The 23,305-nt window shown below is 72.1% G+C and carries 22 protein-coding genes; 8 read left to right on the forward strand and 14 right to left on the reverse strand.

The annotated features are described in order from the left end of the window. Positions 1–91: 91 nt before the first annotated feature. Both ACFW48_RS21230 and ACFW48_RS21235 read right to left on the reverse strand, forming a co-directional pair. Positions 92–733 (reverse strand): response regulator, encoded by a 642-nt coding sequence (locus ACFW48_RS21230; RefSeq protein WP_386316750.1) that lies wholly within the window; start codon positions 731–733, stop codon positions 92–94. Beyond that, a complete protein-coding gene (locus tag ACFW48_RS21235; protein ID WP_386316752.1) occupies positions 730–1,926 on the reverse strand; it encodes a sensor histidine kinase in 1,197 nt (398 codons plus the stop codon). The genes ACFW48_RS21230 and ACFW48_RS21235 overlap by 4 nt, the downstream gene beginning before the upstream one ends. Positions 1,927–2,078: 152 nt before the next feature. Here ACFW48_RS21235 and ACFW48_RS21240 point away from each other — a divergent pair, with 152 nt between their 5' ends. Beyond that, positions 2,079–2,669: a hypothetical protein gene (locus ACFW48_RS21240; RefSeq protein ID WP_386316754.1), complete on the forward strand. Its 591-nt coding sequence runs from the start codon at positions 2,079–2,081 to the stop codon at positions 2,667–2,669. Further along, positions 2,666–2,863, forward strand: a complete 198-nt coding sequence (locus tag ACFW48_RS21245; protein ID WP_386316756.1) for a DUF5708 family protein — start codon at positions 2,666–2,668, stop codon at positions 2,861–2,863. The genes ACFW48_RS21240 and ACFW48_RS21245 overlap by 4 nt, the downstream gene beginning before the upstream one ends. On the opposite strand, the gene ACFW48_RS21250 is transcribed toward ACFW48_RS21245, so the two are convergent. From ACFW48_RS21250 to ACFW48_RS21260, 3 genes are read right to left on the reverse strand one after another with little or no spacing between them, the layout of a single operon-like run. Beyond that, entirely contained in the window at positions 2,860–3,432 is a 573-nt protein-coding gene (locus ACFW48_RS21250; protein ID WP_386316758.1) for a cob(I)yrinic acid a,c-diamide adenosyltransferase, read from the reverse strand. The two genes, ACFW48_RS21245 and ACFW48_RS21250, sit on opposite strands and share 4 nt — an antisense overlap. Positions 3,433–3,445: 13 nt before the next feature. Further along, positions 3,446–4,195, reverse strand: coding sequence for an ABC transporter permease (locus ACFW48_RS21255; RefSeq protein ID WP_386316760.1), 750 nt, complete (start codon positions 4,193–4,195; stop codon positions 3,446–3,448). Positions 4,196–4,223: 28 nt separating this feature from the next. Then, positions 4,224–5,006: an ABC transporter ATP-binding protein gene (locus ACFW48_RS21260; RefSeq protein ID WP_386316762.1), complete on the reverse strand. Its 783-nt coding sequence runs from the start codon at positions 5,004–5,006 to the stop codon at positions 4,224–4,226. 94 nt (positions 5,007–5,100) lie between these two features. Between ACFW48_RS21260 and ACFW48_RS21265 the strand changes: the two genes are divergently transcribed. The 4 genes from ACFW48_RS21265 to ACFW48_RS21280 all read left to right on the forward strand — a co-directional run bounded on the left by ACFW48_RS21265 (position 5,101) and on the right by ACFW48_RS21280 (position 10,150). After that, a complete protein-coding gene (locus tag ACFW48_RS21265; RefSeq protein WP_386316764.1) occupies positions 5,101–5,742 on the forward strand; it encodes a TetR/AcrR family transcriptional regulator in 642 nt (213 codons plus the stop codon). 136 nt (positions 5,743–5,878) lie between these two features. Then, positions 5,879–6,727, forward strand: coding sequence for a 3-hydroxyacyl-CoA dehydrogenase family protein (locus ACFW48_RS21270; RefSeq protein WP_386316766.1), 849 nt, complete (start codon positions 5,879–5,881; stop codon positions 6,725–6,727). Positions 6,728–6,901: 174 nt separating this feature from the next. Next, positions 6,902–7,225 carry an STAS domain-containing protein gene (locus ACFW48_RS21275; RefSeq protein WP_003973611.1) on the forward strand — a complete coding sequence of 108 codons (324 nt, stop codon included), beginning with the start codon at positions 6,902–6,904 and terminating at the stop codon, positions 7,223–7,225. A gap of 279 nt (positions 7,226–7,504) precedes the next feature. Beyond that, the gene (locus ACFW48_RS21280) at positions 7,505–10,150 is read left to right on the forward strand and encodes an ATP-binding protein (RefSeq protein ID WP_386316768.1); all 2,646 of its coding nucleotides are present in this window, start codon (positions 7,505–7,507) and stop codon (positions 10,148–10,150) included. Between the two features lie 101 nt (positions 10,151–10,251). On the opposite strand, the gene nucS is transcribed toward ACFW48_RS21280, so the two are convergent. Next, positions 10,252–10,923, reverse strand: a complete 672-nt coding sequence (nucS, locus tag ACFW48_RS21285) for an endonuclease NucS (RefSeq protein WP_332430688.1) — start codon at positions 10,921–10,923, stop codon at positions 10,252–10,254. A 279-nt stretch (positions 10,924–11,202) separates the two neighbouring features. Between nucS and ACFW48_RS21290 the strand changes: the two genes are divergently transcribed. Then, on the forward strand, positions 11,203–11,595 hold the full coding sequence (locus ACFW48_RS21290) for an SCO5389 family protein (RefSeq protein ID WP_055421911.1): 393 nt from the start codon (positions 11,203–11,205) through the stop codon (positions 11,593–11,595). A 79-nt stretch (positions 11,596–11,674) separates the two neighbouring features. Here the strand turns inward: ACFW48_RS21290 and ACFW48_RS21295 are convergent, their stop codons facing one another. Beyond that, entirely contained in the window at positions 11,675–12,703 is a 1,029-nt protein-coding gene (locus tag ACFW48_RS21295) for an LLM class flavin-dependent oxidoreductase (RefSeq protein ID WP_386316771.1), read from the reverse strand. A gap of 267 nt (positions 12,704–12,970) precedes the next feature. Between ACFW48_RS21295 and ACFW48_RS21300 the strand changes: the two genes are divergently transcribed. Beyond that, the gene (locus ACFW48_RS21300; protein ID WP_386316773.1) at positions 12,971–13,303 is read left to right on the forward strand and encodes an ATP/GTP-binding protein; all 333 of its coding nucleotides are present in this window, start codon (positions 12,971–12,973) and stop codon (positions 13,301–13,303) included. Between the two features lie 9 nt (positions 13,304–13,312). Here ACFW48_RS21300 and ACFW48_RS21305 read toward each other — a convergent pair whose 3' ends face one another. The 7 genes from ACFW48_RS21305 to mce all read right to left on the reverse strand — a co-directional run bounded on the left by ACFW48_RS21305 (position 13,313) and on the right by mce (position 23,237). Next, the gene (locus tag ACFW48_RS21305) at positions 13,313–14,182 is read right to left on the reverse strand and encodes an ABC transporter permease (protein ID WP_386316775.1); all 870 of its coding nucleotides are present in this window, start codon (positions 14,180–14,182) and stop codon (positions 13,313–13,315) included. Next, on the reverse strand, positions 14,179–15,426 hold the full coding sequence (locus ACFW48_RS21310) for an ATP-binding cassette domain-containing protein (protein WP_386316777.1): 1,248 nt from the start codon (positions 15,424–15,426) through the stop codon (positions 14,179–14,181). The genes ACFW48_RS21305 and ACFW48_RS21310 overlap by 4 nt, the downstream gene beginning before the upstream one ends. A 144-nt stretch (positions 15,427–15,570) precedes the next feature. Next, entirely contained in the window at positions 15,571–16,347 is a 777-nt protein-coding gene (locus tag ACFW48_RS21315) for an ABC transporter permease (RefSeq protein WP_386316779.1), read from the reverse strand. Beyond that, complete coding sequence (locus ACFW48_RS21320; RefSeq protein ID WP_386316781.1) at positions 16,344–17,339, reverse strand: ABC transporter ATP-binding protein; 996 nt, start codon at positions 17,337–17,339, stop codon at positions 16,344–16,346. Before ACFW48_RS21320 ends, ACFW48_RS21315 begins: the two co-directional genes overlap by 4 nt. Positions 17,340–17,435: 96 nt before the next feature. Continuing rightward, a complete protein-coding gene (locus ACFW48_RS21325; RefSeq protein ID WP_121749238.1) occupies positions 17,436–18,371 on the reverse strand; it encodes a cellulose-binding protein in 936 nt (311 codons plus the stop codon). A 208-nt stretch (positions 18,372–18,579) separates the two neighbouring features. After that, positions 18,580–22,563, reverse strand: a complete 3,984-nt coding sequence (gene scy / locus ACFW48_RS21330; protein ID WP_386316784.1) for a polarized growth protein Scy — start codon at positions 22,561–22,563, stop codon at positions 18,580–18,582. 233 nt (positions 22,564–22,796) lie between these two features. Next, positions 22,797–23,237 (reverse strand): methylmalonyl-CoA epimerase, encoded by a 441-nt coding sequence (mce, locus tag ACFW48_RS21335; protein ID WP_100048260.1) that lies wholly within the window; start codon positions 23,235–23,237, stop codon positions 22,797–22,799. Positions 23,238–23,305 lie beyond the last annotated feature (68 nt).

Genomic DNA, 23,305 nt, shown 5'->3' on the forward strand with positions numbered 1-23,305 from the left:
CCTCATGCTCGCAGTGCCGCGAGAATAGAAAGGTCTGGACCATAGGTCAATAGGTCTGGACCAGTGCTACGCCCTGTAGTTGAGAAGGGAACTAGATCCCCAACTCCTGCGCGAGCACCGCCGCTTGCACCCGGCTACGCAGTGCCAGCTTCCCCAGCAGGCGGCTGACGTGCGTCTTCACCGTGGCCTCGGCCATGTCCAGCCGCTCGGCGATGGCCGCGTTGGACAGCCCCTCGCCGAGACAGGACAGCACCTCGCGCTCGCGCCGGGTGAGGTCCCCCAGCACCGACGGATCAGCGGTCGGCTCCCGGACCGGCTTCGCGGCGAACTCGGCGATCAGCCGCCGGGTGACGGCCGGGGCGACGATCCCCTCGCCGCCCGCCACCGTGCGCACGGCCGCGAGGAGGTCCTTCGCCTCCGTGTTCTTCAGCAGGAACCCGGCGGCCCCCGCCCGCAGCGCCCCGAAGACGTACTCGTCCAGGTCGAAGGTGGTCAGTACGAGCACGTCGGCGAGTTGCTCGGCGACCACCCGCCGGGTCGCCGACACCCCGTCCAGCCGGGGCATCTGAACGTCCATCAGCACCACGTCCGGCCGCAGCTCCCGGGCCAGCGCCACCGCCTGCTCGCCGTCCGCCGCCTCCCCGACCACCTCGATGTCCGGGGCGCTGCCCAGGATCAGCACCAGTCCGGCGCGGACGGCGGACTGGTCCTCGGCGACGAGGACGCGGATCATGCGAGGTCTCCTTCGGTCAGGGGCAGGGTGGCGCGTACGGTCCAGATCTTGCCGCCCGTCGAGTCGGGGTCCGCCACCGGCCCGGCCTCGAACGTGCCGTGCAGCAGCGCCGCCCGCTCCCGCATGCCGACGAGACCGGCGCCCGAGCCGGGGGCACGCGGGGTGTCCCGGTCGCCGTACGGGCTGGTCACCCGGACGTGCAGGGTGTCGTCGTGCCGGGTGAGTGCGAGGCGTACCGTCCCCGGTGCCGCGTGCTTGAGGGCGTTGGTGAGGGACTCCTGCACGATCCGGTACGCGGCCAGCTCGACCGGCGCGGGCAGCCCTTCGCCGGGCGCCGCCTCCAGGGTGACGTCGAGGCCGCCTGCGCGGGCGCCGTCGACCAGGGCGCCGAGGCCGTCGAGGGTGGGCGCGGCGGCGGGTTCGGTGTCCCCGCCGTCGTCCCGCAGGATGCCGATCAGCCGTCGCATCTCGGCCAGTCCCTCGACGCTGTTCTCGCGGATGACGCCGAGCGCCTGCCGGGCGGTGGCCGGGTCGTCCAGGGAGAGCGCGGCCGTGGAGTGGATGGCGATCGCGGAGAGGTGGCCCGCGACCATGTCGTGCAGTTCGCGGGCCATCCGGGCACGCTCGGCGGTCACCGCCTGGACCCGGTCCATCTCGGCCAGCAGCGCGGTCTGCTCGGCACGCAGCAGCGCGGCGTCGGCGGCCTCGCGGTGGTTGCGCACGATCAGGCCGGTGGAGGCGGGCGCGAAGGACACGATGCCGACGGCGACACCGATGAGCAACGCCTCGGGCACCCGCCACACCGCGAACGGCACCAGGGTCGCGGCCACGGTCAGCAGTCCGGTGATCCACGGGATGCGGCGGGCCGCGGCGGGCGGGCCGTACAGCACGGCGGCGTACATCAGGTCGGTGTACATGATCACCGTGACCAGGCTGCCCTGCGTGAGCGTGTCCCCGATCAGCGCGGCCGTGCCGATCAGCAGACCGGTGCGCGGCGCGGCGCGGCGCAGCAGCTCGCAGCCCGCGATGACGGCGAGCGGGACCAGCAGCGGCCAGCGGCCGTCGAACAGCACGATCGGCTCGCCGGCGGGCCGCACGCCCAGGCCGATGCCCCACAGCAGCAGCCCGCCCAGCAGACCGGCCGACGCGGCGTACACGTCGAAGCGGCGCGGGCGGGGGAGTCGTACGGGCATGCCACCATCCAACACGGCCCGCGCCCCGCTCGCCTGATCCCGCGGAACGGTCCCGCACTGCATCTTTCGATGTACCGGAGGTTCGTCACCGCTGACGACGATCCGGCCGCCCCGGCGGGAGAGCCTGGAAGGGCGATCGAGAGGAGCGAACCGTGATCGTCACCCTGATCATCGTCTGCGAGATCGGCTTCTGGGTACTGCTGGCGGCGGGACTGTCCGTCCGCTATCTGCTGAAGATGCCGCGCGCGGGCATGGCGCTGCTGCTGTGCGAGCCGCTGCTGGAGGTCGTGCTGCTGGTCGTCACCGCGCTGGACCTGAAGAACGGCGCCGACCCGAGCTGGAAGCACGGCCTGGCGGCCCTGTACATCGGCTACACGGTGGGCCACGGCCACCGCACGGTGAAGTGGCTCGACGGCCACGCCGCCCACCGGTTGAGCGGAGCCCCGAAACCGGCCGGCCCGCCGCGTTACGGCATGGCCCGCGCCCGGCACGAGGGCAAGGTGTGGCTCGGCACGCTGCTCGCCGCCGCCGTGGCGACCGGCCTGCTCCAGATCGCCATGTGGTACGTCGACGATCCGAGCCGCACCGGCTCCCTGGAGAGCTGGCAGTACACGGCCTGGCGCACCGCCGGCATCCACGGGGTGATCGCGCTGACCTACGCGATCTGGCCGAGGAAGGCCCCGGCGGGGACGGCGACGGCCACGTCCGAGGCGGCGAAGGACCTGGAGGACGCACGCCGATGAGGTACCTGCCGGAGCGGAATCTGTGGGAGGGCGGCGGCACCTTCGTGGTCGGCCTCGCCCTCTGGCTGTTCGCGGGAGACGTGGACGTCCCCGTCGTCGACCTGCCGAAGGTCGGCATCGTGATGATGTGCGTCGGCGGCGCGCAGACCGTGTGGGGGCTGATCCGGTCGGCGCGTCGGCCGCCGGCTGGCTAGCGCTCCCCGCCCGGCACCCACAGCACGTCCCCGACCTCCTTGTTGGCCACGCGGGCCAGGATGAAGAGCAGGTCCGAGAGACGGTTCAGGTAGGTCGCGGTGAGCGGGTTCATCGTCTCGCCGTGGACCTCCAGCGCCGCCCACGTCGAGCGCTCGGCCCGCCGCACCACCGTGCAGGCCTGGTGCAGCAGGGCCGCGCCGGACGTGCCGCCGGGCAGGATGAAGGAGCGGAGCTTCTCCACCTCGGCCAGGAAGCGGTCGCAGTCCGCCTCCAGCTTGTCGACGTAGAACTGCTCGACCCGCAGCGGCGGGAACTCGGGGTTCTCCACCACCGGCGTCGACAGGTCCGCGCCCACGTCGAACAGGTCGTTCTGGACGCGGACGAGGACCTTGACGACCTCCTCGTGCAGGCCGCCGAGGGCGATCGCCGTGCCGATCACCGCGTTCGCCTCGTTGGCGTCGGCGTACGCGGAGATGCGGAGGTCGGTCTTGGGGACCCGGCTCATGTCACCGAGGGCGGTGGTGCCCTGGTCGCCGGTCCGGGTGTAGATGCGCGTCAGGTTGACCATGGGGTCAGCGTAGTTACGACCCGGCGGTACGGAAGACACGTGTGCCCACCGTCACGGCCAGCGCGGTGAGGGCGACGGCGACCAGGACGCCGTACAGCATGTGCGCCGTCGCGTAGCTGCCGATGTACGCGTCCCGTACCGCGTCGACCAGATAGCGGAACGGCATCAGGTGCGAGAGCACGTCCAGCCACGCCGGCCCCAGCGTCATCGGGAGCATCAGGCCGGACAGCAGCATCGCGGGCATGGTGAGCGCGTTGATGGTGGGGCCGAACTCCTGCGGCGTCCGTACCTTCATCGCGAGCGCGTACGACAGCGACGCCAGCGAGACCGTGAGCAGGGCGACGAACGCGAAGCCGATGAGCACGCCGGGCAGCGGCGCGCGCAGGCCCATCACCACCGCCGCCAGCACCAGCAGCACCGCCTGGAAGGCGAAGACGGTGGCGTCCCGCAGCACCCGGCCCAGCAGCAGGGCCAGGCGGCTGACGGGCGTGACGCGCATGCGCTCGACCACCCCCTGGCCGTTCTCGATGATGATCGAGAAGCCCGCGAAGGAGGCCCCGAACAGACCGAGTTGGAGCAGCAGGCCGGGGACGAGCACCTGCCAGGAGCTGCCCTGGCCGCCGAGCGGCAGGTCGGTCAGCAGCGGGCCGAAGAAGAGCAGGTACAGCAGTGGCATCAGCACGCCGAAGAGCAGCGCGAAGCGGGAACGCAGGGACTGGCGCAGATAGCGGCCGTAGATGAGAGCGGTGTCGTGGAGCAGCATCGGGGGCGGTCCTCGGTTCGTCGGGGTGCTATACGGCTACGGGGGCCGCGTCCGCGGGGGCGGCGTCGCGGCCGGTGATGGCGAGGAAGGTGTCCTGGAGCGGGGCGTCGAGCGAGCCGCCGTACTCCAGCTTCAGCGCGCCGGGAGTGCCCTCGGCCGCCACCACGCCCCGGTCCACGACCACCAGGCGGTCGGCGAGGGCGTCGGCCTCGTCGAGGTAGTGGGTGGTCAGGAAGACCGTGGTGCCGTACTCGTCGCGCAGCCGGCGGACCAGGTCCCACAGGTCGGCGCGGCTGCCCGGGTCCAGGCCGGTGGTCGGCTCGTCCAGGAAGAGCACCTTCGGGCGGTGCGTGAGCGCCATCGCGATGTCCAGCCGGCGCCGCTGGCCGCCGGAGAGCGCGCCGCACTTGCGGTCGAGCAGCTCGGCGAGGCCCAGGTCGCGGGCCAGCTCCCCGGCGCGCTCGACGGCCCGCGCCTTTGACAGGCGGTACAGGCGGCCCTGGGTGACCAGTTCCTCCCGCACGGTGATCTGCGTGTCCACTCCGCCCGACTGCGCCACGTACCCGCACGCCGCGCGCACCCCGGCCGGGTCGGTCGCCAGGTCGTGGCCGGCGACGGTGGCCGCGCCGCCGGTGGGGGCGAGCAGCGTCGTGAGCATCCGGAGGGTGGTGGTCTTGCCGGCGCCGTTGGGGCCCAGGAAGCCGAGGATCTCGCCTTCGCGGACGGTCAGATCGATGCCGCGCACCGCCTCGACCGGGCCGCGCTTCGTCTCGAAGGTACGGGCCAGACCGGCCGTACTGATGATTGCCATGCGATCCAGAAAAACAGAATCACTGAAATTTTGCAACGACCCCAAATTTTCAGCGGTACCAGCAGATGGAGTCGGCGCAGCTAGGATGCGAGGCATGGCCGAGGGACTCAGGGAACGGAAGAAGCGGCAGACCCGGCAGTACATCTCGGATGTCGCCACGGGCCTGTTCCTGGAACGCGGCTTCGAGGCCGTGACGGTGGCGGAGGTCGCGGACGCCGCGAACGTCTCCGTCAACACCGTCTACAACTACTTCCCGGCCAAGGAGGACCTCTTCCTCGACCGCTCCAAGGGCGTCATCGACCGGCTCTCCCGCTGGGTGCGCGGGCGGCGGGACGGGGAGTCGGCGGCGCGGGCGGTGCTGCGCGAGCTGCGCGAGGAGGTCGAGACGGTCTCGCCCCGCGTCGGCCTGATGGACGGCTATGCGCAGTTCATGACGGTCATCCAGGAATCGCCCGCCCTGCGTTCACGGATGTGGGCGACCGGCCAGGAGGTGCTCCTCAACCTGGAGCAGACCCTGCGCGAGGAGACCGGCAGTGCGGCGGACGACGCGACGCCCGCCCTGATGGCGGGCCAGATCAACTGGCTGCACGGAACGGTCATGGCGGCCATCGGCCAGCGCATGGTCGCCGGAGGAAGGCCGTCCCAGGTGTCCCGCGACATCCTCGTGCTGCTGGACGAGATGGAGGAGCTGTTGAGTGAGAAGGTGCTCAACTACGCCGTACGGGGCGCGGGCTGACACCCGAATGGCACCCCTCGGTGTGATGTCCGTCATCTGAGACGTGACGCGCGTTACTAACCGGTCACACAGCCCCTCACGCCCGATAATCTCCGGCCGAGAGACGAGAATCAGCGCGTATCAGGGGAGTCGCACAGTGGCACGGAAGCTCGCCGTCATCGGAGCCGGTCTCATGGGGTCCGGAATCGCCCAGGTCTCCGCCCAGGCGGGCTGGGACGTCGTCCTGCGCGACGTCACCGACGAGGCGCTCCGGCGCGGCACCGACGGCATCAGGGCCTCGTACGACAAGTTCGTCGCCAAGGGGAAGCTCGCCGCCGACGACGCCGAGGCCGCCCTCGCGCGCATCACCGCCACCACCGACATGGACGCCGTCGCCGACGCGGACGTCGTGGTCGAGGCCGTCTTCGAGAAGTTGGAAGTCAAGCACGAGATCTTCCGCGCCCTCGACAAGCTGGTGAAGGACGAGGCGATCCTCGCGTCCAACACCTCCGCCATCCCGATCACCAAGATCGCGGCCGTGACGGAGCGCCCCGAGCGGGTCGTCGGCACCCACTTCTTCTCGCCGGTCCCGATGATGCAGCTGTGCGAGCTGGTGCGCGGCTACAAGACCAGCGACGAAACGCTCGCCACCGCGCGGGAGTTCGCCGAGTCCACCGGCAAGACCTGCATCGTCGTCAACCGCGACGTCGCCGGTTTCGTCACCACCCGCCTCATCTCCGCCCTCGTCGTCGAGGCCGCGAAGCTGTACGAGTCGGGCGTCGCCACCGCCGAGGACATCGACCTCGCCTGCAAGCTGGGCTTCGGCCACGCCATGGGACCGCTGGCCACCGCCGACCTGACGGGCGTCGACATCCTGCTGCACGCCACCGGCAACATCTACACCGAGTCCCAGGACGAGAAGTTCGCCCCGCCGGAGCTGATGCGCCGGATGGTGGACGCCGGTGACATCGGCCGCAAGAGCGGGCAGGGCTTCTACAAGCACTGAGGTCGCATCGACCCCGGGAAACGTCACACGCCGGGGTGAATTCGGTATCGGTTCGCTTACAGGCGGCAACCTCCGATCGTTTCGGCCAGTCAGAGGTTGCGACACCTGATATCGCCGAAAGATCACGCAGAAGAATCGACGAGACGAAACAAAGACCCACGCCGGGGAGCGCATATGCACATCAGGGGCGACCACGTCGAGCTGGTCGTCGGGGGCCGCCTCGACGTCCGCAGCGCGGCGGACGCCCGTACGGTCCTGCACTCGGCCGTCGACGACGGAGTCGGCGACCTGGTGCTGGACCTGTCCGAACTGGACTCCTGGGACGCCACCGGACTCGGCGTGATCATGGGGGCCCACCGGCGGGCCGGCCGCTGCGGCCGGCGGCTGGTGCTGCGCGGCGTGCCGCCGCAGATGCAGCGCCTGCTGGTGGCCACCCGGCTGCACCGGATCCTGGCCATCGAGGGCGGCATCGGCGTGGAGACCCTGCCCAGGGTGTGATGCCACGGGCCGGTGTGGCCCGGTGGATCGGGGGGACCCGGACACCGCTCGGCGAAACGCCCGTCGCGCGCAATCCTCACGAGACTGTGACGTCTCGGACGGGTCGGTACCCCGGACTGTCGGAGATACTGAGCGAAGGTTTAGGGTCTGGCTGCCCGCCCTCTTGCGAACCCATCTGGCGGGCCCGGACCAGAAGCGACAGCGCGGTGTGCGGCAAGGCCGGGAGAGGGTGGTCCCGACCGGGGCCCTGCACACGACGCTTTTGGGGGGCTTGAACCTATGGACCCGAACAACCGGGGACCCGAGGAGCACGGCCAAGACGGCGACCACCAGACGCCGCGCCCACGCCCGCCCAGGGACCCCCTCACGACCGACTTCGGACAGCACGCGCCCGCGCTGGCCCGCACGGTGCAGCTGGTGTCCGGCGACTTCCTGCTCACCGTCAATCCCGTCGACGGCAGCGAGATCGAGGTCTGCCCGCCCGCGGAGCGGCCCGCCCGGCCCGAGAAGCTCACCGCGGCCGAACGCGCCGAGGCGGAGCGCGCCGCGAGGCCGCCCGTCCCGCCGGGACCGGTCCGGACCGTGCTCGGCCTGCTGGCCCGCGAGGACGAACGCGAACGCCTGGTGCGACTGCTCGCCCGCGGCCGTTCCGTCCGCCTCACCGGCCCCGCCGGCTCCGGCCGCACCAGCCTCCTCGAGGTCGTCGCCGAGGACTGCGCGGGCCTCGCACCCGACGGCGTCGTCCGGCTCAGCGGCTTCCGCCGCACGGCCGACGACCTCCTGTACGACCTCTTCTACGCCGTCCACCGCGCGCCCCTGCACCGCCCGGACCGGGAGGAACTGCTCGGCCACCTGAGAGAGGTCGGCGCGGTCGTCGTCCTGGACGACGTCGAGTTCGGCGGCACCGCCCTCGACGAGCTGCTGGACGCCACCCCCGAGTGCGCCTTCCTCATCGGCGCGACCCCGGACGTGCCCGCGCCCTTGGCCGACTCGGCCGTCGAGGAGGTCTTCCTCACCGGTCTGGACCGCTCGGACGGCGTCGAGCTGCTGGAGCGCGCCGCCGGCCGGACCCTCACCGAGGAGGAGGCCAACTGGGCCGGCGACCTCTGGTTCGAGTCCGAGGGACTGCCGCTGCGCTTCGTCCAGGCCGGTGCCCTGCTGCGCCGGCGCGACCGGCAGCGGGCAGGTGCCGACGCCGTCGACGAGTTCGGTGTCTTCGTCGACGCCCGTCCGGCCGACGACACGCCCTACGACGCCGCAGAGGCCGACGACGTACCCCTGCCGTCCCTCGGTGAGGCCGCCGCGCCCGCGCCACTGCTCGCCTCCCGGCTCAGCGCCTCGGCCCGCACCACCCTGGAGTACGCCGTCGCGCTCGGCGGCGAGGTGCCGCACCAGGCGCATCTGCCCGCCCTGGTCGGCGACACCCACGCGGACGCCGCCCTCGGCGAGCTGACCGACTGCGGACTGGTCTCGCCGGTCGGCTCCCGTTACCGGCTCGCCGCCGGGGTGCTCACCCAGCTGGAGAGCGCCGGATACGCCGACGACGTACGGGAACGGGCGCTGGCCGCCGCCCAGCACTACGCCTGGTGGGCCGGGCACCCCTCGGTCACCCCGGAGCGGGTCTGTGCCGAGGCCGACGCCGTGCTGACCGCCCTGGCGGTGCTGGTGCCGGCGACGACCCCGCCCGCGGGCGACGAGGAGAGCCCCGCCGTACAGCTGGCGCGCACCGCGGCACCGGCGTTCGCCGCCGGGCTGCACTGGAGCGCCTGGGAGCGGGCGCTGCGCTCCGGCACCGAGGCCTCCCGGCTCGCCGGTGACGTCGCGGAACAGGCCTACTTCCACCACGAACTCGGCGTCCTCGCACTGTGCGAGGGTCACCTCGACCGGGCCCGCGCCGAGCTGGAGGCCTCCATCGGGCTGCGCGGCGCGCTCTCCGACAAGCGCGGCGCCGTCGCGGGCCGCCGTGCCCTCGCACTGGTCGCCGACCGGAGCGGGGACACACCCGGGCTCGGCGCCGGCGCGGGTGGGTTCGGCGGAGCGGGGGCCGCTGCCGGATTCGGTGTCGTCGGCCTCGGCCCGACCGCGGGGGAGGAGGTGCCCGACGCCCGGAACGAGGAGTCGGCGTCGCCGCCCGCGGGCGTACCCGCGCCCTTCCCGCCGCTCCAGCCGCCCACGCAGGCGCCGACCCTGGTCACCAGCCGGGAGGCGTCCACCGGGCCGTCCCGCAAGGCGGGCGTCGGCATCAAGGGCTTCGCGCGGCGCAACCTCGTCGCCGCCGGAGCGGGCGCGCTGCTCGTCGCCGTGCTCGGCACGGTGGTGACCCTCGGCGCCACGTCGGAGAACGACGCCGGCGATCCCTCGGACCAGGTCGGTGTCAACCCGTCGGCCAGCCAGGGTGTCGACGACGGCGGCCTGGGCGCGGAACGGCCGTCCGACGACGGCGCGAACCCGGGAGACCCCGGCCGGCCCACCGACCCCGGCCCGGACGGCACCGTCGGCACGTCGGACGACCCGACGCCGAGCGAGTCGGCGAGCCCGTCGGACAGCCCGAGCAGCCCGGGCAGCACCGATGAACCCGGCGGCAGCGAGACCCCGGACGACCCGGGTTCGCCGGACGAGTCGAGCGAGCCGCCGACCTCGCCCTCGACGAAGCCGACGACACCGAAGCCCACGGACACCGAGCCGACCGACTCAGGTACGCCGACCGAGACCGAGGAGCCCACCACACCCGCGCCCACCGACACGGAGACGCCCCCGCCGTCGACCCCGGAGACGTCCGACACGGCCAGCGGCCCCGGCGCGCCCTCCACCACCGCCGGCTCCCCCGTGGGCACCGCGACCGCCTCGCAGAGCAGCACCGCGACCAGCGGCACGGGCCCGGGGACGCCGAGCGGCTCGGGACCGGCGACGGGCCGGATCATCTGACGCGCCCGGGACGGCCGTTCCGGAACAGCACGGGACAGCGCAGGAGGGCCGGGTCCGCCGACACGGACCCGGCCCTCTCGTACGTCGTGTGTGACGCCCGCTCAGAACAACCGCAGCTTGTCGTCCTCGATGCCCCGCATGGCGTTGTAGTCCAGCACCTGGCAGCCGATGCCGCGGTCCGTGGCGAGCACGCGGGCCTGCGGCTTGATCTCCTGGGCGGCGAAGACGCCGCGCACCGGGGCGAGGTGGGGGTCGCGGTTCAACAGCTCCAGATAGCGCGTGAGTTGCTCCACGCCGTCGATCTCGCCGCGCCGCTTGATCTCGACCGCGACGGTCCGGCCCTCGGCGTCCCGGCACAGGATGTCGACGGGGCCGATGGCGGTCATGTACTCGCGGCGGATGAGCGTGTAGCCCTCGCCCAGCGTCTCGATACGGTCGGCGAGCAGCTCCTGGAGGTGCGCTTCCACGCCGTCCTTGATCAGGCCCGGGTCGACGCCCAGTTCGTGCGAGGAGTCGTGGAGGATCTCCTCCATCGTGATGATGAGCTTCTCGCCCGCCTTGTTGACGACGGTCCAGACGCCCTCCTCGTCGCCCGTGCCCTCCTTCAGGGCGCAGGGCGGCGACATCCAGTTGAGGGGCTTGTAGGCCCGGTCGTCGGCGTGGATCGAGACGCTGCCGTCAGCCTTGACCAGGATCAGCCGGGGGGCCGAGGGCAGGTGGGCGGTGAGCCGCCCGGCGTAGTCGACGGAGCAGCGGGCAATGACGAGACGCATGGTCGGCAACGCTACTCGACGTGCCCGGCCCGGCGCGATTCGCCCGTGCCCGGGCGGCCCCGGGCGCTGTCCCACTTCTCCCATTGGCCCCGTCTTGCGCACTGGCCGATTGTGCGCCTACCTGATGGTGCCCATATGGGCATTCTCCTGGTGCGGTCACGATCGGTTGCTTACGGTATTGAACGGGAGGTCGCGAGGTGTGTACTCAGCGTGTTCGAAATCGCCCTCCCTCTAACTGTCCGGCAACCCCTGCCAGTCGGGGGTGCGAGAGGAGAACCCATGTCGCTCGACGTCTCACCGGCCCTACTCGAACAGGCCGAGCGAGGCGAGGTCGACGAAGCAGCCTTCGTCGACTGCGTCCGGACTTCCCTGCCTTACGCATGGGAGATGGTCAGCTCCCTGGTGGCACAGCTGAAGGTCGACGGCGGAGCGTTCGCCGACAACCAGACGCCCCCGCCGGACGAGCAGGCGCGCGGCCAGCTGCTGCGTGCGCTCGCGAGTGACGCCATACGCGGTGCACTGCAGCGGCACTTCGGGGTGCGGCTGGCCTTCCAGAACTGCCACCGGGTGGCGGTGTTCCCGTTGGACTCCTCTGTCGACGAGAAGCTGACCCGTTTCACCTCGGTCCGCAGCCAGGTGCTGAACCAGTCGCCCGAGTTCCGCGACTGCTGACGCCACGATCGTCCGCTTGCCGTTCCGTACGCGGGAGGTGCAGTTCTGTACCGGAGCGGCAAGCTCCCCGCCCACTTCCTCAGCGGAGCTGGGGGAGGACCTCGGCCCCGAGCCGCCGTACGTTCTCCTCGGTCGCCGCGAGGTCTCCGGACCCCTCGACGAGCAGGGCGAAGCGGTTGATGCCGGTCCGCTCGCCGGTCGCCGCGAGCCGGTCCGCGCACAGCCGGGGCGGGCCCACCGGGTGCAGGCCGCAGAGCAGTTCGGTGTAGGCGTGCGGGTCGCGCATCTGCCGGGCGCGGCCGTCCACCGTGACATGAGCGCCCAGGCCCTGACGCAGCCAGCCGGGCATCGCCTTGAGCAGGGTCTCCGCCGCGTCGACGCGCCGGTCCGCGATCTGGCAGACGCCGGCCGAGACATGGGCCGCGCCGTGGATCTCCGCCGCCGGGCGCCTGGCCGCACGGGCGTGCTGCCGCCACAGGGCGACCATCTCCGCCTTCTCCTCGTCCCCGACGTGCATCCCGAGCAGCATCGGCAGCCCTCGCTCGGCCGCCATGCGCACGCTCGCCGGTGACGTGCAGGCGACGACGACCTCGGGGCCCGGGCCTTCCGTGAGTGACTCCGACGGGCGCGGGACGACGGGCACCTCGCGGAATCGGAAGCGCTCGCCCGAGGCGCCGACGGCCGGTTCGCGCAGCCAGCGGACCAGCAGATCGAGTGACTCCGGAAAGCCCTTCTCGTACGCCTCCAGGCCCGCGCCGAACACCTCCAGGTCCACCCACGGGCCGCCCCGGCCCACGCCCAGCGAGAACCGGCCGCCGCTCGTGACGTGGAGCAGCGCGGCCTGCTCGCCGAGGGCCACGGGGTGGGCGGTGGGCAGCACGCTGACGGCGGTGCCGACCCGGATGCGACGGGTACGGCCCAGCAGCAGCGCGGCCAGTGTCACGGCCGACGGACAGGTGCCGTACGGCACGAAGTGGTGCTCGGCCAGCCAGACCGTGTCGAGCCCCGCCTCCTCGGCGACCTCGGCCGAGCGGACCGCGCGGTGCAGCGCCTCCCCCTGGCCCTGGCCCGGGAACTGGGCGCCCAACACGAAACTTCCTACGCGCATTGCTCTTCCTGCTTCCTCGGCTCCGACCCGGAGCTCCCCCACAGGGCATAACCGTCTGACACGTGCCGAGGACACGGCCGGGCGGAGAGATTTGCGGATTGTCTGCAGAATCCGGCCGTTGTGGACGGCCTTCGACGGTCCTCGACGGCCCCCGCGGGCAGCTCCGCACGGGGGAGTTGCCGCGGTCGGCGGCGTACGCGTACCCCTGTCCGTGCCGCGTAGGCTGGTCGCCGCCCGTATTCCCTGTATAGCTCCGTGAGGTGTCCTGTGTCCCCGCGTCGCAACCGACCCAAGGGTGCCGGTTCGTCCGGCCGGAGCGCCGAGGACGACGGCTCCGGTCGCTACGGCGGCTGGCAGTCGTCGGAGAGCTGGCGGGGCGAGGACTGGAGCGTACGGCACGTGGCGGGCGCGAGCGCCCAGGGAAAGGCGTACCGCTGTCCGGGCTGCGACCAGCTGATCCCGGACGGTGTCCCGCACGTGGTGGCGTGGCCGGCGCACTCGGGCGTCGACGACCGCCGGCACTGGCACAAGTCCTGCTGGAACGCGAAGGACCGCCGCACCACGCGGGTGCAGCGGTCCCGTAACGCGCCGAGGTTCTGACCGCGGGGGTCAGACGTCCCGCTTCTCCAGCAGCGCGAACGCGCCGGCGAACGCGGCGGCCGTCACGCCGAGCATGATCCACAGCGGGTCCCAGCCGGACGGGCCGGAGTCGCTGAGCGAGTTGGCGTAGAAGATGCTCATCTGATTGGGGATCGAGTACTCGAACAGCGCCTGCTGCACGTCCTTCAGCGACTCCGAGAACATGAACAGCGCGATCACCAGTGGGGCGAGCAGGAGCCCGATCATGATCGTGATGGCGCCCGCCGAGTGGCGGATGATCGAGCCGATGGCCAGCGAGAGCAGCCCGAGCAGCGCCACGTACAGAGAGACGCCGACGGTTCCCTTGAGCCACTCCGCGCCAGTGGGGTCCGAGGTGCCGTTGCCCTCCAGCATGGCCACGTGCAGCAGGCCGATGAGGGAGACGGACACCAGTGTCACCGCGAAGGCCACCAGGAAGAACACGATCCCCTTGGCGGCGAGGACGCGGCCGCGGCTGGGGCAGGCGGTCATCGTGGTCCGCACCATGCCGGTGCCGTACTCCGACGCGGTGGTCAGCACGCCGAGGGTGATGAGGCAGATGCAGCCGAGCAGCAGGCCGAAGAAGCCGAGGCCGAGCGCGGGCTCGCCGGCCAGGTCGGACGAGGAACTCGCCACCACCAGGCCGGTCAGCAGGCCGATGCCGACGACCAGCAGGACGAACACGCCCAGCGTCCACATCGTCGAGCGCACCGACTTGATCTTGGTCCACTCGGAGGCCAGCGCGTGCCCGAGGTGCGTGCGCACCACCGGGATCGGCGACGTGTACGTGGGGTACGGCGACCCGGGCGCCGCGTGCCAGTCGGGTGCGGCCTGCTGCATCGGGGGCTGGGGCGTGCTCATCGGGCGTCCTCGGGCTTGGTCGGGTCGGTGACGGGCGCGGGGGCGGGAGTGGACGAGGGGGCGGCGCCGGGCGGTGCGGGCGCCTGCGGGGCCTGCTGTGCCGCGTACGGGCTGGCGGGCTGCCCGCCCGGCACCGCACCGGGCGCGGCCGGGGCGCCGTACGGTCCGGCCGGGGCCTGGCCCGGCGCGCCCTGGGGCGCGGGGAAGGGCTGACCGCCCTGCTGAGGCGGCGGCGGGGCGTACCAGCCGGGCTGGCCCTGTCCGGGCACCGGCATCGGCGGCTGCGCGCCGGGCGGCAGCGGCTGCTGGAGCCCGGCCTTCTGGTCGGCGGTCGACCGGTAGTCGACGGCGCCCTGCGTCATCCGCATGTAGGCCTCCTCCAGCGAGGCCTGGTGCGGCGACAGCTCCCACAGCCGTACGTCGCTGCCGTGCGCGATGTCGCTGATCCGGGGGAGGGCCAGCCCGGTCACCCGCAGCGCGCCGTCCTGCTCGGACATCACGTGCCCGCCCGCCTCGGTCAGCGCGGACGTCAGCTTCTCGCGCAGCTGCGGTTCGCTGTCCGGTGTCCGCACGCGCGCGAAGTCCGCCGAGTTGGCCGAGATGAAGTCCTTCACGCTCATGTCGGAGAGCAGCTGGCCGCGCCCGATGACGATCAGGTGGTCGGCGGTCAGCGCCATCTCGCTCATCAGGTGCGAGGAGACGAAGACGGTACGGCCCTCCGCGGCGAGCGCCTTCATCAGGTTGCGCACCCAGTGGATGCCCTCGGGGTCGAGGCCGTTGACCGGCTCGTCGAACAGCAGCACCTGCGGGTCGCCGAGCAGCGCGGCGGCGATGCCGAGCCGCTGGCCCATGCCGAGGGAGAAGCCCTTGGAACGCCGCCTGGCCACGTCCTGGAGGCCGACCACGCCGAGCACCTCGTCCACGCGCCGGGCCGGGATGCCCGACAGCTGGGCCAGGCTCAGCAGGTGGTTGCGGGCGGAGCGGCCGCCGTGCACCGCCTTGGCGTCGAGGAGCGCGCCGACCTGGCGGGCGGCGTTGGGCAGCTTGCGGTAGGGGTGGCCACCGATGGTCACGTGTCCGGCGGTGGGGTTGTCCAGGCCGAGGATCATGCGCATCGTCGTCGACTTGCCCGAGCCGTTGGGCCCGAGGAAGCCGGTGACGGCCCCGGGCCGCACCTGGAAGGAGAGGTTGTACACAGCGGTCTTGTCGCCGTAGCGCTTGGTCAGGCCGACAGCCTCGATCATGCTCCGCACCCATCGGAAGGTTCAGGACAGCAGGGCACACGCCCCCGTAAGGGTTAGGAGGATATCGAGGCGCTGACGGTTCCGTTCAAGCCCGGGCAAAATCCGGGCACGGACGGAACCCTTCCAGCGTCTGCCCGATCCTCATCAGGCGTCCCGCCTCTTCAGCACAACGTACCCGCCGACGAGGGCCGCGATCACCCACAGGGCCATGATCCCGAGGCCGCCCCACGGGCCGTAGGGGACGTCGTCGTCGATCGGCGAGACCACCTGCATGATCTTGCTGCCGGCCTGGTCGGGCAGGAACCGGCCGACCTTCTCCGTCGCCGGGACGTTGCCCAGGATGTTGGAGATCAGGAAGAAGAAGGGCATCAGGATGCCCAGCGACAGCATCGGCGACCGCAGCATCGCGGCGACGCCCATCGAGAACATCGCGATGAGCGTCATGTACAGGCCGCCGCCGATGACCGCGCGCAGTACGCCCGGATCGCCGATCGACGCCTTGAGGTCGCCGAGCATCGCCTGGCCGAGGAAGAAGGTGGCGAAGCTGGTGATCATGCTCACGATGAGGGCGAGAGCGGTGGCCACCGCGATCTTGCTGAACAGGAAGGTGCCGCGCCTCGGCACGGCGGCCAGCGAGGTGCGGATCATGCCGGAGCTGTACTCGTTCGCCACCACCAGCACCCCGAACACGATCATCGCCAGCTGGCCGAGGCTCGTTCCGGCGAAGCTGATGAAGGTCGGGTCGAAGGTGAGCTGGTCCCGCTCGCTCATGTTGCCGAACTCGCTCTTCGACAGCGCCGAGATCAGCATGCCGAGGGCGATGGTGACGACCACGGCGAGGCCCAGCGTCCACACGGTGGACGCGACCGACCGGATCTTGGTCCACTCGGACCGTACGACCTGTGTCGCCGCCATGCTCATCCCTTCCTCCAGTCGCTGCCCCACTGCTGCTGCCCCTGCTGCTGTCCCTGTTGCTGCTGGTGCGGCGGCACCGGACCGGGCGGCTGCCCGCCGTGCGCGTGGTACTCCACGGACTCCGCGGTCAGCTGCATGAACGCCTCCTCCAGCGAGGCCCGCTGCGGGCTCAGCTCGTGCAGCACGATCTGGTGCCGTGCCGCCAGCTCCCCGATCGCCTCCGACTTGTCGCCGTCCACCTCCAGGACCTCGGACCCGGTCTCCACGACCGTGATGCCGTCCCCGTGCAGTACGTCGAGCAGCCGCTCGCGCTGCGGAGTGCGGATCCGGACGTAGCTGCGCGAGTTCTCCGCGATGAACTCGGCCATCGAGGTGTCCGCCAGCAGCCTGCCCTGGCCGATGACCACCAGATGATCCGCCGTCAGCGCCATCTCGCTCATCAGGTGGGAGGAGACGAAGACCGTACGGCCCTGGGAGGCCAGGGTCTTCATCAGGTTGCGGATCCAGTGGATGCCCTCGGGGTCGAGGCCGTTGACCGGCTCGTCGAACATCAGGATCCGCGGGTCGCCGAGCAGCGCGCCGGCGATGCCGAGCCGCTGGCCCATGCCGAGGGAGAAACCCTTGGTCTTCTTCCGGGCGACCGCCGAGAGCCCGACCGTGTCCAGCACCTCGCGCACCCGGCTCGCCGGAATGCCGTTGCTCTGCGCGAGGCACAGCAGGTGGTTGTAGGCGCTGCGCCCCCCGTGCCAGGCCTTGGCCTCCAGCAGCGCGCCGATGTACGTCAGCGGGTCCTTGAGCTGGTCGTAGTGCTTGCCGTCGATCCGGACGTCCCCGGCGGTGGGACGGTCCAGGCCCAGCACCATCCGCATGGTGGTCGACTTGCCCGCGCCGTTCGGTCCCAGGAAGCCCGTGATGATGCCGGGTCTGACGGTGAAGGAGAGATTGTTGACCGCCACCTTCTCGCCGTACCGCTTGGTCAGCCCCTCGAGCTCGATCATGGCGCCCACGCTAAAACGTGACGAAGCCCTCTGCCACCCCAGTGACAGAAGGCTTCGTACTTGTTACGCCCTTGTTCGGCCGGCGTACGCCCCGGGTCAGCGGGACTGCTGGGCCGGCACCCCGCGGGAGACGGGCTCGTCCTCGGCCGGCGTACCGGCGGCGGCCACCGCGGCGCCCGTGAGGGTCGCCAGCATCTCGCGCACGTTGGTCAGCTGCGCGTTGATGGAGTCGCGGCGGTTGGTGAGGGCCGCCAGCTCGCGCTCCGACTCCGAACGGATCCGGTCCGCCTTGGCGTTGGCGTCGGCCACGATGTCCTCGGCCTGGCGCTGCGCCGTCTCGACGGTCTGGCGGGCGCGGCGCTCGGCGTCCGTGCGCAGCTTCTCCGCCTCCAGGCGAAGCTGCTCCGCGCGGTGCTCGATCTCCGCGAGGCGCTTCTCGGCCTTGGCCTGACGGGAGGCCAGGTCGCGCTCGGACTGCTCGCGGCGCTTGGCGAGGTTCGTCTCGAAGTCGGCGGCGGCCTGCGCGGCCTTGGCGCGGGTCTCCTCGAAGAGGGCGTCCGCCTCCTCGCGCTTGGACTGCGCGTCCTTCTGCGCTTCGGAACGCAGCTGCGAGGCGTCGCTCTTGGCCTTCTCGACGATCCGGACGCCCTCGTCCTCGGACTTGGCCTTGCGCTCGGCGGCGTACGACTCCGCGTCGTTGCGCACCTGCTGGGCCGCCGACTCGGCGAGCTCGCGGTGCTGCTCGGCCGCGCGCCGGGCCTCCTCGCGCAGGTCCTTCGCCTCTTCCTCGGCGAGACGCAGGATCTTCTCGACCCGGGCGCCGAGACCGGCGTACGACGGCTCGGCGTCGTTCACCTGGGCCTGGGCGTTCTGGGTTTCGAGGTGGAGCTCCTCGATGCGCTTTTCCAGAGCGGTGATGCGGGCGAGAGCGCTGTCACGGTCGGAGACGAGCTTGGAGATACGTTCGTCCACCTGAGCGCGGTCGTACCCACGCCGCACAAGCTCGAAGCCGTAGGGGGAAGTGTCGCTCATGGGGTTCCTGTCGAAAGAGACCGGTGAGGTGATAGAGGGAATCCTAGGCGCCAATGCGGTGTGTCATCGAGCGGATGCACGTTTGATACGGAGAATGACACCTCTTTTGGGTGGCAGGCCCACGGATGGCTTGCCAAAGTTCAGGTCCGGGGTCCGGTCAGGACTCCGGCCAAAGGTCTCCAGCAGATCATCGAATCCGCCCCGGGCGCTAGCCGTCTGACGACTTGCCACCCGAACGTGGTGCCCCCACCGTGGCCCCGGCCTTGACCCCGTTGTCCTTGCCGCCGCTCGTCGGCGCCTCGAAGGACTCCAGTGCCTCCAGCACGTCCTGCACCCGGGAGATCTCGGCGTTGATGTCCTCGCGGCGCCGCACCAGGATCTCCAGCTCGCGCTTGCCCTCCTCGACCGTCTGCCGGGCCTCCCGGACCGCCTCGGCCTTGAGCTCCTCGGCCTCCCGGACCAGGGACACCTTCTTCTGCTCGGCCTCCTTGAGCAGCCCCTCCGCCTTCTTGACGGCGGCGATGCGCACCTTGCCGGCCTCGGAGTTGGCCTCCGACACCAGCTCCTTGGCCTTCGCCTCCGCCTTGGCGAGCTGCTCCTCGGCGGCCTTGACGAGCGCGTCGCAGCGGTCGCCGGCCGACTTCATCGTCTCGGCGGCCTCGCGGCGGGCCCGCTCGTGCAACTCCTCGATCTCGGAGGTGAGGCGCTCGCGCAGCTCCTCCGCGCGCTCTCTTATGGCGGTCGCGTCCCGGCGGGCGCCGACCAGCAGCTCGTCCGCGTCCGTACGGGCCTTCTCCACCCGGGTGTTGCCCTCGATCGTCGCCTGCGCGACGATCCGGTCGGCCTCCGTGCGGGCCGCGCCGACCATCGTGTCGGCCTGCGACTCGGCTTCCGCGGTGGCCTTCTGGGCCTGCTGCTGGGCCTCGGTGAGCAGCTTGTCGGCCTCGGCCGTGGTCTCCGTGATGAGCGTGTCGACCTGCTCGGCCGCCTCCGAGCGCCGCTTGTTGGCGTCCTTGCGGGCCTCGTCGAGGGTGCGCTCGGCCTCCTCACGGGCGGCCGCGGTGACGCGCTCGGCCTCCGCCGCCGTCTCGGCCTGGACGCGCTCCGCCTCGGCGCGGACGCGCTCGGCGTGCTGCTGCGCGGAGCCGACCGTCTCGGCGGCCTCGGCCCGCAGCCGCTCGGCCTCGCCGGTGGCGTCCGAGACCAGCTGCTCGGCCCGGGCACTGGCCTCGGCCCTGATCCGGTCGGCCTCGGCGACCGTCTCGGTCCGCAGCCGCTCCGCCTCGTCGGCCGCCTCCGTCCGGACCCGCGCGGCCTCGTTCGCCGCCTCGGTGCGGACGCGCTCCGCCTCCGCGACCGTCTCCGTCCGGATCCGGTCGGTCTCGGCCGCCGTCTCCGTGGTGAGCCGCTCCGCCTCGGAGCGCGCCTCGGTGATCAGGGTGTCCGCCTGCGTCGCCGCGTCGGACCGGATGCGGTTGGCGTCCTCGCGGGCGTCCGCCCGGGTACGCGACGCGGACTGCTCGGCCTCGGCGATGGCGTCGGAGGCCTCCGTGCGCACCCGCTGGGCGTGCTCGGAGACGTCCGTACGGATCCGGTCGGCCTCCGCGATGGCCTCGGACACCGTCCGCTCGGCCAGTGCCTTGGCGGCCTCCGTCTCCTCCTGCGCCTCGCGCCGCAGCCGCCCGGAGTCCTCGCTCGCCCGCTCCCGCTCCGCGTAGGCGTCGGCGCGGACCCGGTCCGCCTCCTCCTCGGCCTCGCGCCGGGTGCGCTCCGCCGCGTGCTCGGCGGCGCTGCGCAGTCCGGTGATCTCCTCCTGGGCCTGCTCGTGCAGCCCGGCGACCGAGTCCCGTACCTGCTGCGCGTGCTGCTCGGCGGCCGACACCATCTCGGTCGCGCGCCGGTCGGCCTCCTCGACCAGCCGGGTCGCCTCGGCCTGCGCCTCCTCCACGCGGGTGCGGGCCGAGGACAGCAGCTCCTCGCTCTGCTCGCGGGCCCGCTCGCGCTCCTGGTCCGCCTCCTGCCGGGCGTCGCCGAGCAGTTCCTCGGCCTCGCGGCGCCGCCGGGCGGCCTCCTCCTGGGCGGCGGCCAGCGCCTCGGACGCCTCGGCGGCGATGCGCTCGGCGGCGGTCTGCGCCTCCGCCCGCACCCGGTCGGCGCTCTCCTGTGCCTCCGACTTCAGCCGCTCCGCCTCGTTGGCGGCCTCCGACCGCAGGCGTACGGCGACGTTCTCGCCCTCCGCGCGGGAGGCGGAGGCGTCCGCGGCGGCCTCGGTGCGCAGCCGCTCGGCCTCCGTCTCGGCCTGCTGCTGGAGCGTACGGACCCGCTCCGCCGCCTCGGTGCGCAGCCGCTCGCTCTCCTCGGCCGCCTCGCGGCGGATCCGCTCGCCCTCCTCACGGGCCTCGGTCAGCGCCTCCTCGGCGGCGGTGCGGCGCTCCTCCGCCTCGGTGTGCAGCCGCGTCAGCTCCTCGGCGGCCTCCACCTGCCGGGCCTCGACGGCGCGCTCGGTCTCCTCGCGCAGCTCGCGAGCGGCCCGTTCGGCGTCCGCCTGGAGCTCCTCGGCGCGCTCGGCGGCCTCCGTGCGGTGCCGCTCGGCCTCCGCGCGGGTGCGCTCCAGGGTCTCCTCGGCCTGCCGGCGCAGGGTCGTCGCCCGCTCGATGGCCTCGGCGCGGACCTTCTCGCCGTCCGCCGTCGCGGTCTGCCGCAGTTCGTCGGCGTCCGCCTTGGCCTTGGCGAGCAGCTCCTCGGCGGTCTTCGCCGCCTCCTCGATCTGCGCCACGGCCTCCTTGCGGGCCTCGGCGCGGATCTTCTCGCCCTCGGCGACGGCGTCGGCGCGCAGCTGCTCGGCCTCGCCACGCAGCCGGCGCGCCTCCTCCTGCAGCTCGACGGTCTTGGCGCGGTACTCCTTGGTGTCGTCCTTCGCCGCGCCCTTGAGCTCGGCGGCGATGTCGTGCGCCTCGGCGCGCAGCCGGTCCGCCTCGGCCTCGGCCTCGGTGCGGATCCGCTCGGCCTCCTCGGTGGCGGCCTTCGTGGTCCGCTTGGCGTCCTCCGAGGCCTTGTTCAACACGTCCTCGGCGGTCTTGGCCGCCTTGGACAGCTGGGTGGCCGACTCCTCGGCGGTGAGCGCACGGGCCTTCTCGGCCGCCTCGGCGACGATCTTCTCGGCCTCGGCGCGGGCGTCCGCGACCAGCTGCTCGGCCTCGCTCCTGGTGGACTCGGCGTCCTTCGTGGCCTCGCCGACCAGCCGGGCGACCTGCTCCTTGGCGGTGCGGGTGCGCTGCTCGTTGGTCTGCTCGGCGCTCGCGAGCGCCTTGGCCGCGGACTCCTTGGCCTCGGCGACCACCTTCTCGGCCTCGGCCTGCGCCTTGCGCAGCGCCTCCTCGGCCTCGGACATCCGCTGCTCGGCGGCCCGGCTCAGCTCCTGGACCTGGCGGCGGGTCGACTCGGACTCGCTGGCGGTGGAGCTGCGCAGCTGCTCGGCGTGGTCGGTGGCCTCCTGCGCCTGCGTGGAGGCGGCGTTCAGCAGCCGCTCGGCGTCGGTGCGGGCGCGGCGCAGGATCTGCTCGGCCTCGCCGCGGGCGCTCTCGGCGTCGTCCCGCAGCCGCTGCCGGGCCTCGGACGTCAGCCGCTCCGCCTCCGCGCGGGCCGCGGCCAGGGACTGCTCGGCCTCGGCACGGGACTCGTCGAGCAGTCGGCGGGCCTGCTGTTCGGTGCGGGCGCGCAGCTGCTCGGCCCAGGCCACGTTCTCGTTGACGTGCGACTCGACGGTCTGCCGGCGCTCGGCCAGCTCCTGGTCCAGCTGCTGGCGACGGGTCACCGCCTCCTGGTGCAGCTCGGCCTGGAGCCTGGCGGCCTGCTCGGCGTGCTCCTGGAGGATGCGCTGCGTCTGCGCGCGGGCCTGGCTCAGCTCCCGCTCGGCGTCCGCGCGCAGCTGGTCGGCCTGCGTCTGCGCGTTGCGCAGCAACTGCTCGGCCTGGTACCCGATGTCGCCGCCGTCGAAGGCGGGCCGGGACATGATGGTGCGCCGCGCCTCGTGCAACTTGGCGCGCAGCACCTCGACCTGGTAGCCGAGGTCCTCGGCGTGCTGGATCGCCTTTTCCCGCTCGGTCTTCAGCCGCTTCATCTCGGCCTCGAACCGAGAGAGGTGGTCGACGTCAGCCGCCGGCTCTCGCTCCTGGCTCTCGTAGCCCCGCACTGCGCGGTCCCATCCGTCCCCTGGTCGCAAATCTTCCCGAACGAGCTCCGTCCGTCCACCGGACGGGGCCCCCGGGGAATGGTGTCAGATCAACGGCGGAGCATGCGCTTCTGCCCCGGCGTTCGCCCCCCGAAACACGACCCCGGCGGTCCCGCCACCACTGACGGCAGGACCGGGTCACCCTGGACTGAGCGGCGACCGCACCCAACCCTACCGGCCCATATGTACGAGAGTCAGTGCTCAGGTGACTCAACGGCCGCCGAAGTGACCAGTTCTGTCAGTACGCCATGGCAGTCCTTGGGGTGCAGGAAGGTGATCCGCGACCCCATGGAGCCGCGCCGGGGCTCGTCGTACAGAACGCGTACGCCCTTGCCCCGGATGTCCGCGGCGTCCGCGTCCACGTCCGCCGTACCGAACGCGATGTGGTGGACGCCCTCGCCGTTCTTGGCGAGCCACTTCCCGACCGCGGAGTCCTCCCGGGTCGGCTCCAGCAACTGGAGGTACGAGGCCCCGCCGTCCGACGTATCGTTGATCTTGAGCATGGCCTCGCGCACGCCCTGCTCCTCGTTGACCTCGGTGTGGAACACCTCGAAGCCATAAGTGGCACGGTAGAACTCGACGGTCGTGTCGAGGTCGTGGCAGGCGATTCCGATGTGGTCGATTCGCGTCAGCATGGATTCAGTGCAGCGCTCCGGAGGTGGTTACGCAACGTGCGCGCGATCACACCGACCGCCGGGTGACG

The organism is Streptomyces sp. NPDC058812 (assembly GCF_042744565.1).
Classification (GTDB): domain Bacteria; phylum Actinomycetota; class Actinomycetes; order Streptomycetales; family Streptomycetaceae; genus Streptomyces; species Streptomyces thinghirensis.

Excerpts from the sequence above, each read along its gene's own strand:
- ACFW48_RS21230 (WP_386316750.1), bottom strand. The coding sequence starts at position 733 with ATGATCCGCGTCCTCGTCGCCGAGGACCAGTCCGCCGTCCGCGCCGGA.
- ACFW48_RS21235 (WP_386316752.1), bottom strand. The coding sequence starts at position 1,926 with ATGCCCGTACGACTCCCCCGCCCGCGCCGCTTCGACGTGTACGCCGCG.
- ACFW48_RS21245 (WP_386316756.1), top strand. The coding sequence starts at position 2,666 with ATGAGGTACCTGCCGGAGCGGAATCTGTGGGAGGGCGGCGGCACCTTC.
- ACFW48_RS21250 (WP_386316758.1), bottom strand. The coding sequence starts at position 3,432 with ATGGTCAACCTGACGCGCATCTACACCCGGACCGGCGACCAGGGCACC.
- ACFW48_RS21255 (WP_386316760.1), bottom strand. The coding sequence starts at position 4,195 with ATGCTGCTCCACGACACCGCTCTCATCTACGGCCGCTATCTGCGCCAG.
- ACFW48_RS21260 (WP_386316762.1), bottom strand. The coding sequence starts at position 5,006 with ATGGCAATCATCAGTACGGCCGGTCTGGCCCGTACCTTCGAGACGAAG.
- ACFW48_RS21265 (WP_386316764.1), top strand. The coding sequence starts at position 5,101 with ATGGCCGAGGGACTCAGGGAACGGAAGAAGCGGCAGACCCGGCAGTAC.
- ACFW48_RS21275 (WP_003973611.1), top strand. The coding sequence starts at position 6,902 with ATGCACATCAGGGGCGACCACGTCGAGCTGGTCGTCGGGGGCCGCCTC.
- ACFW48_RS21280 (WP_386316768.1), top strand. The coding sequence starts at position 7,505 with ATGGACCCGAACAACCGGGGACCCGAGGAGCACGGCCAAGACGGCGAC.
- nucS (WP_332430688.1), bottom strand. The coding sequence starts at position 10,923 with ATGCGTCTCGTCATTGCCCGCTGCTCCGTCGACTACGCCGGGCGGCTC.
- ACFW48_RS21290 (WP_055421911.1), top strand. The coding sequence starts at position 11,203 with ATGTCGCTCGACGTCTCACCGGCCCTACTCGAACAGGCCGAGCGAGGC.
- ACFW48_RS21295 (WP_386316771.1), bottom strand. The coding sequence starts at position 12,703 with ATGCGCGTAGGAAGTTTCGTGTTGGGCGCCCAGTTCCCGGGCCAGGGC.
- ACFW48_RS21305 (WP_386316775.1), bottom strand. The coding sequence starts at position 14,182 with ATGAGCACGCCCCAGCCCCCGATGCAGCAGGCCGCACCCGACTGGCAC.
- ACFW48_RS21310 (WP_386316777.1), bottom strand. The coding sequence starts at position 15,426 with ATGATCGAGGCTGTCGGCCTGACCAAGCGCTACGGCGACAAGACCGCT.
- ACFW48_RS21315 (WP_386316779.1), bottom strand. The coding sequence starts at position 16,347 with ATGAGCATGGCGGCGACACAGGTCGTACGGTCCGAGTGGACCAAGATC.
- ACFW48_RS21320 (WP_386316781.1), bottom strand. The coding sequence starts at position 17,339 with ATGATCGAGCTCGAGGGGCTGACCAAGCGGTACGGCGAGAAGGTGGCG.
- ACFW48_RS21325 (WP_121749238.1), bottom strand. The coding sequence starts at position 18,371 with ATGAGCGACACTTCCCCCTACGGCTTCGAGCTTGTGCGGCGTGGGTAC.
- mce (WP_100048260.1), bottom strand. The coding sequence starts at position 23,237 with ATGCTGACGCGAATCGACCACATCGGAATCGCCTGCCACGACCTCGAC.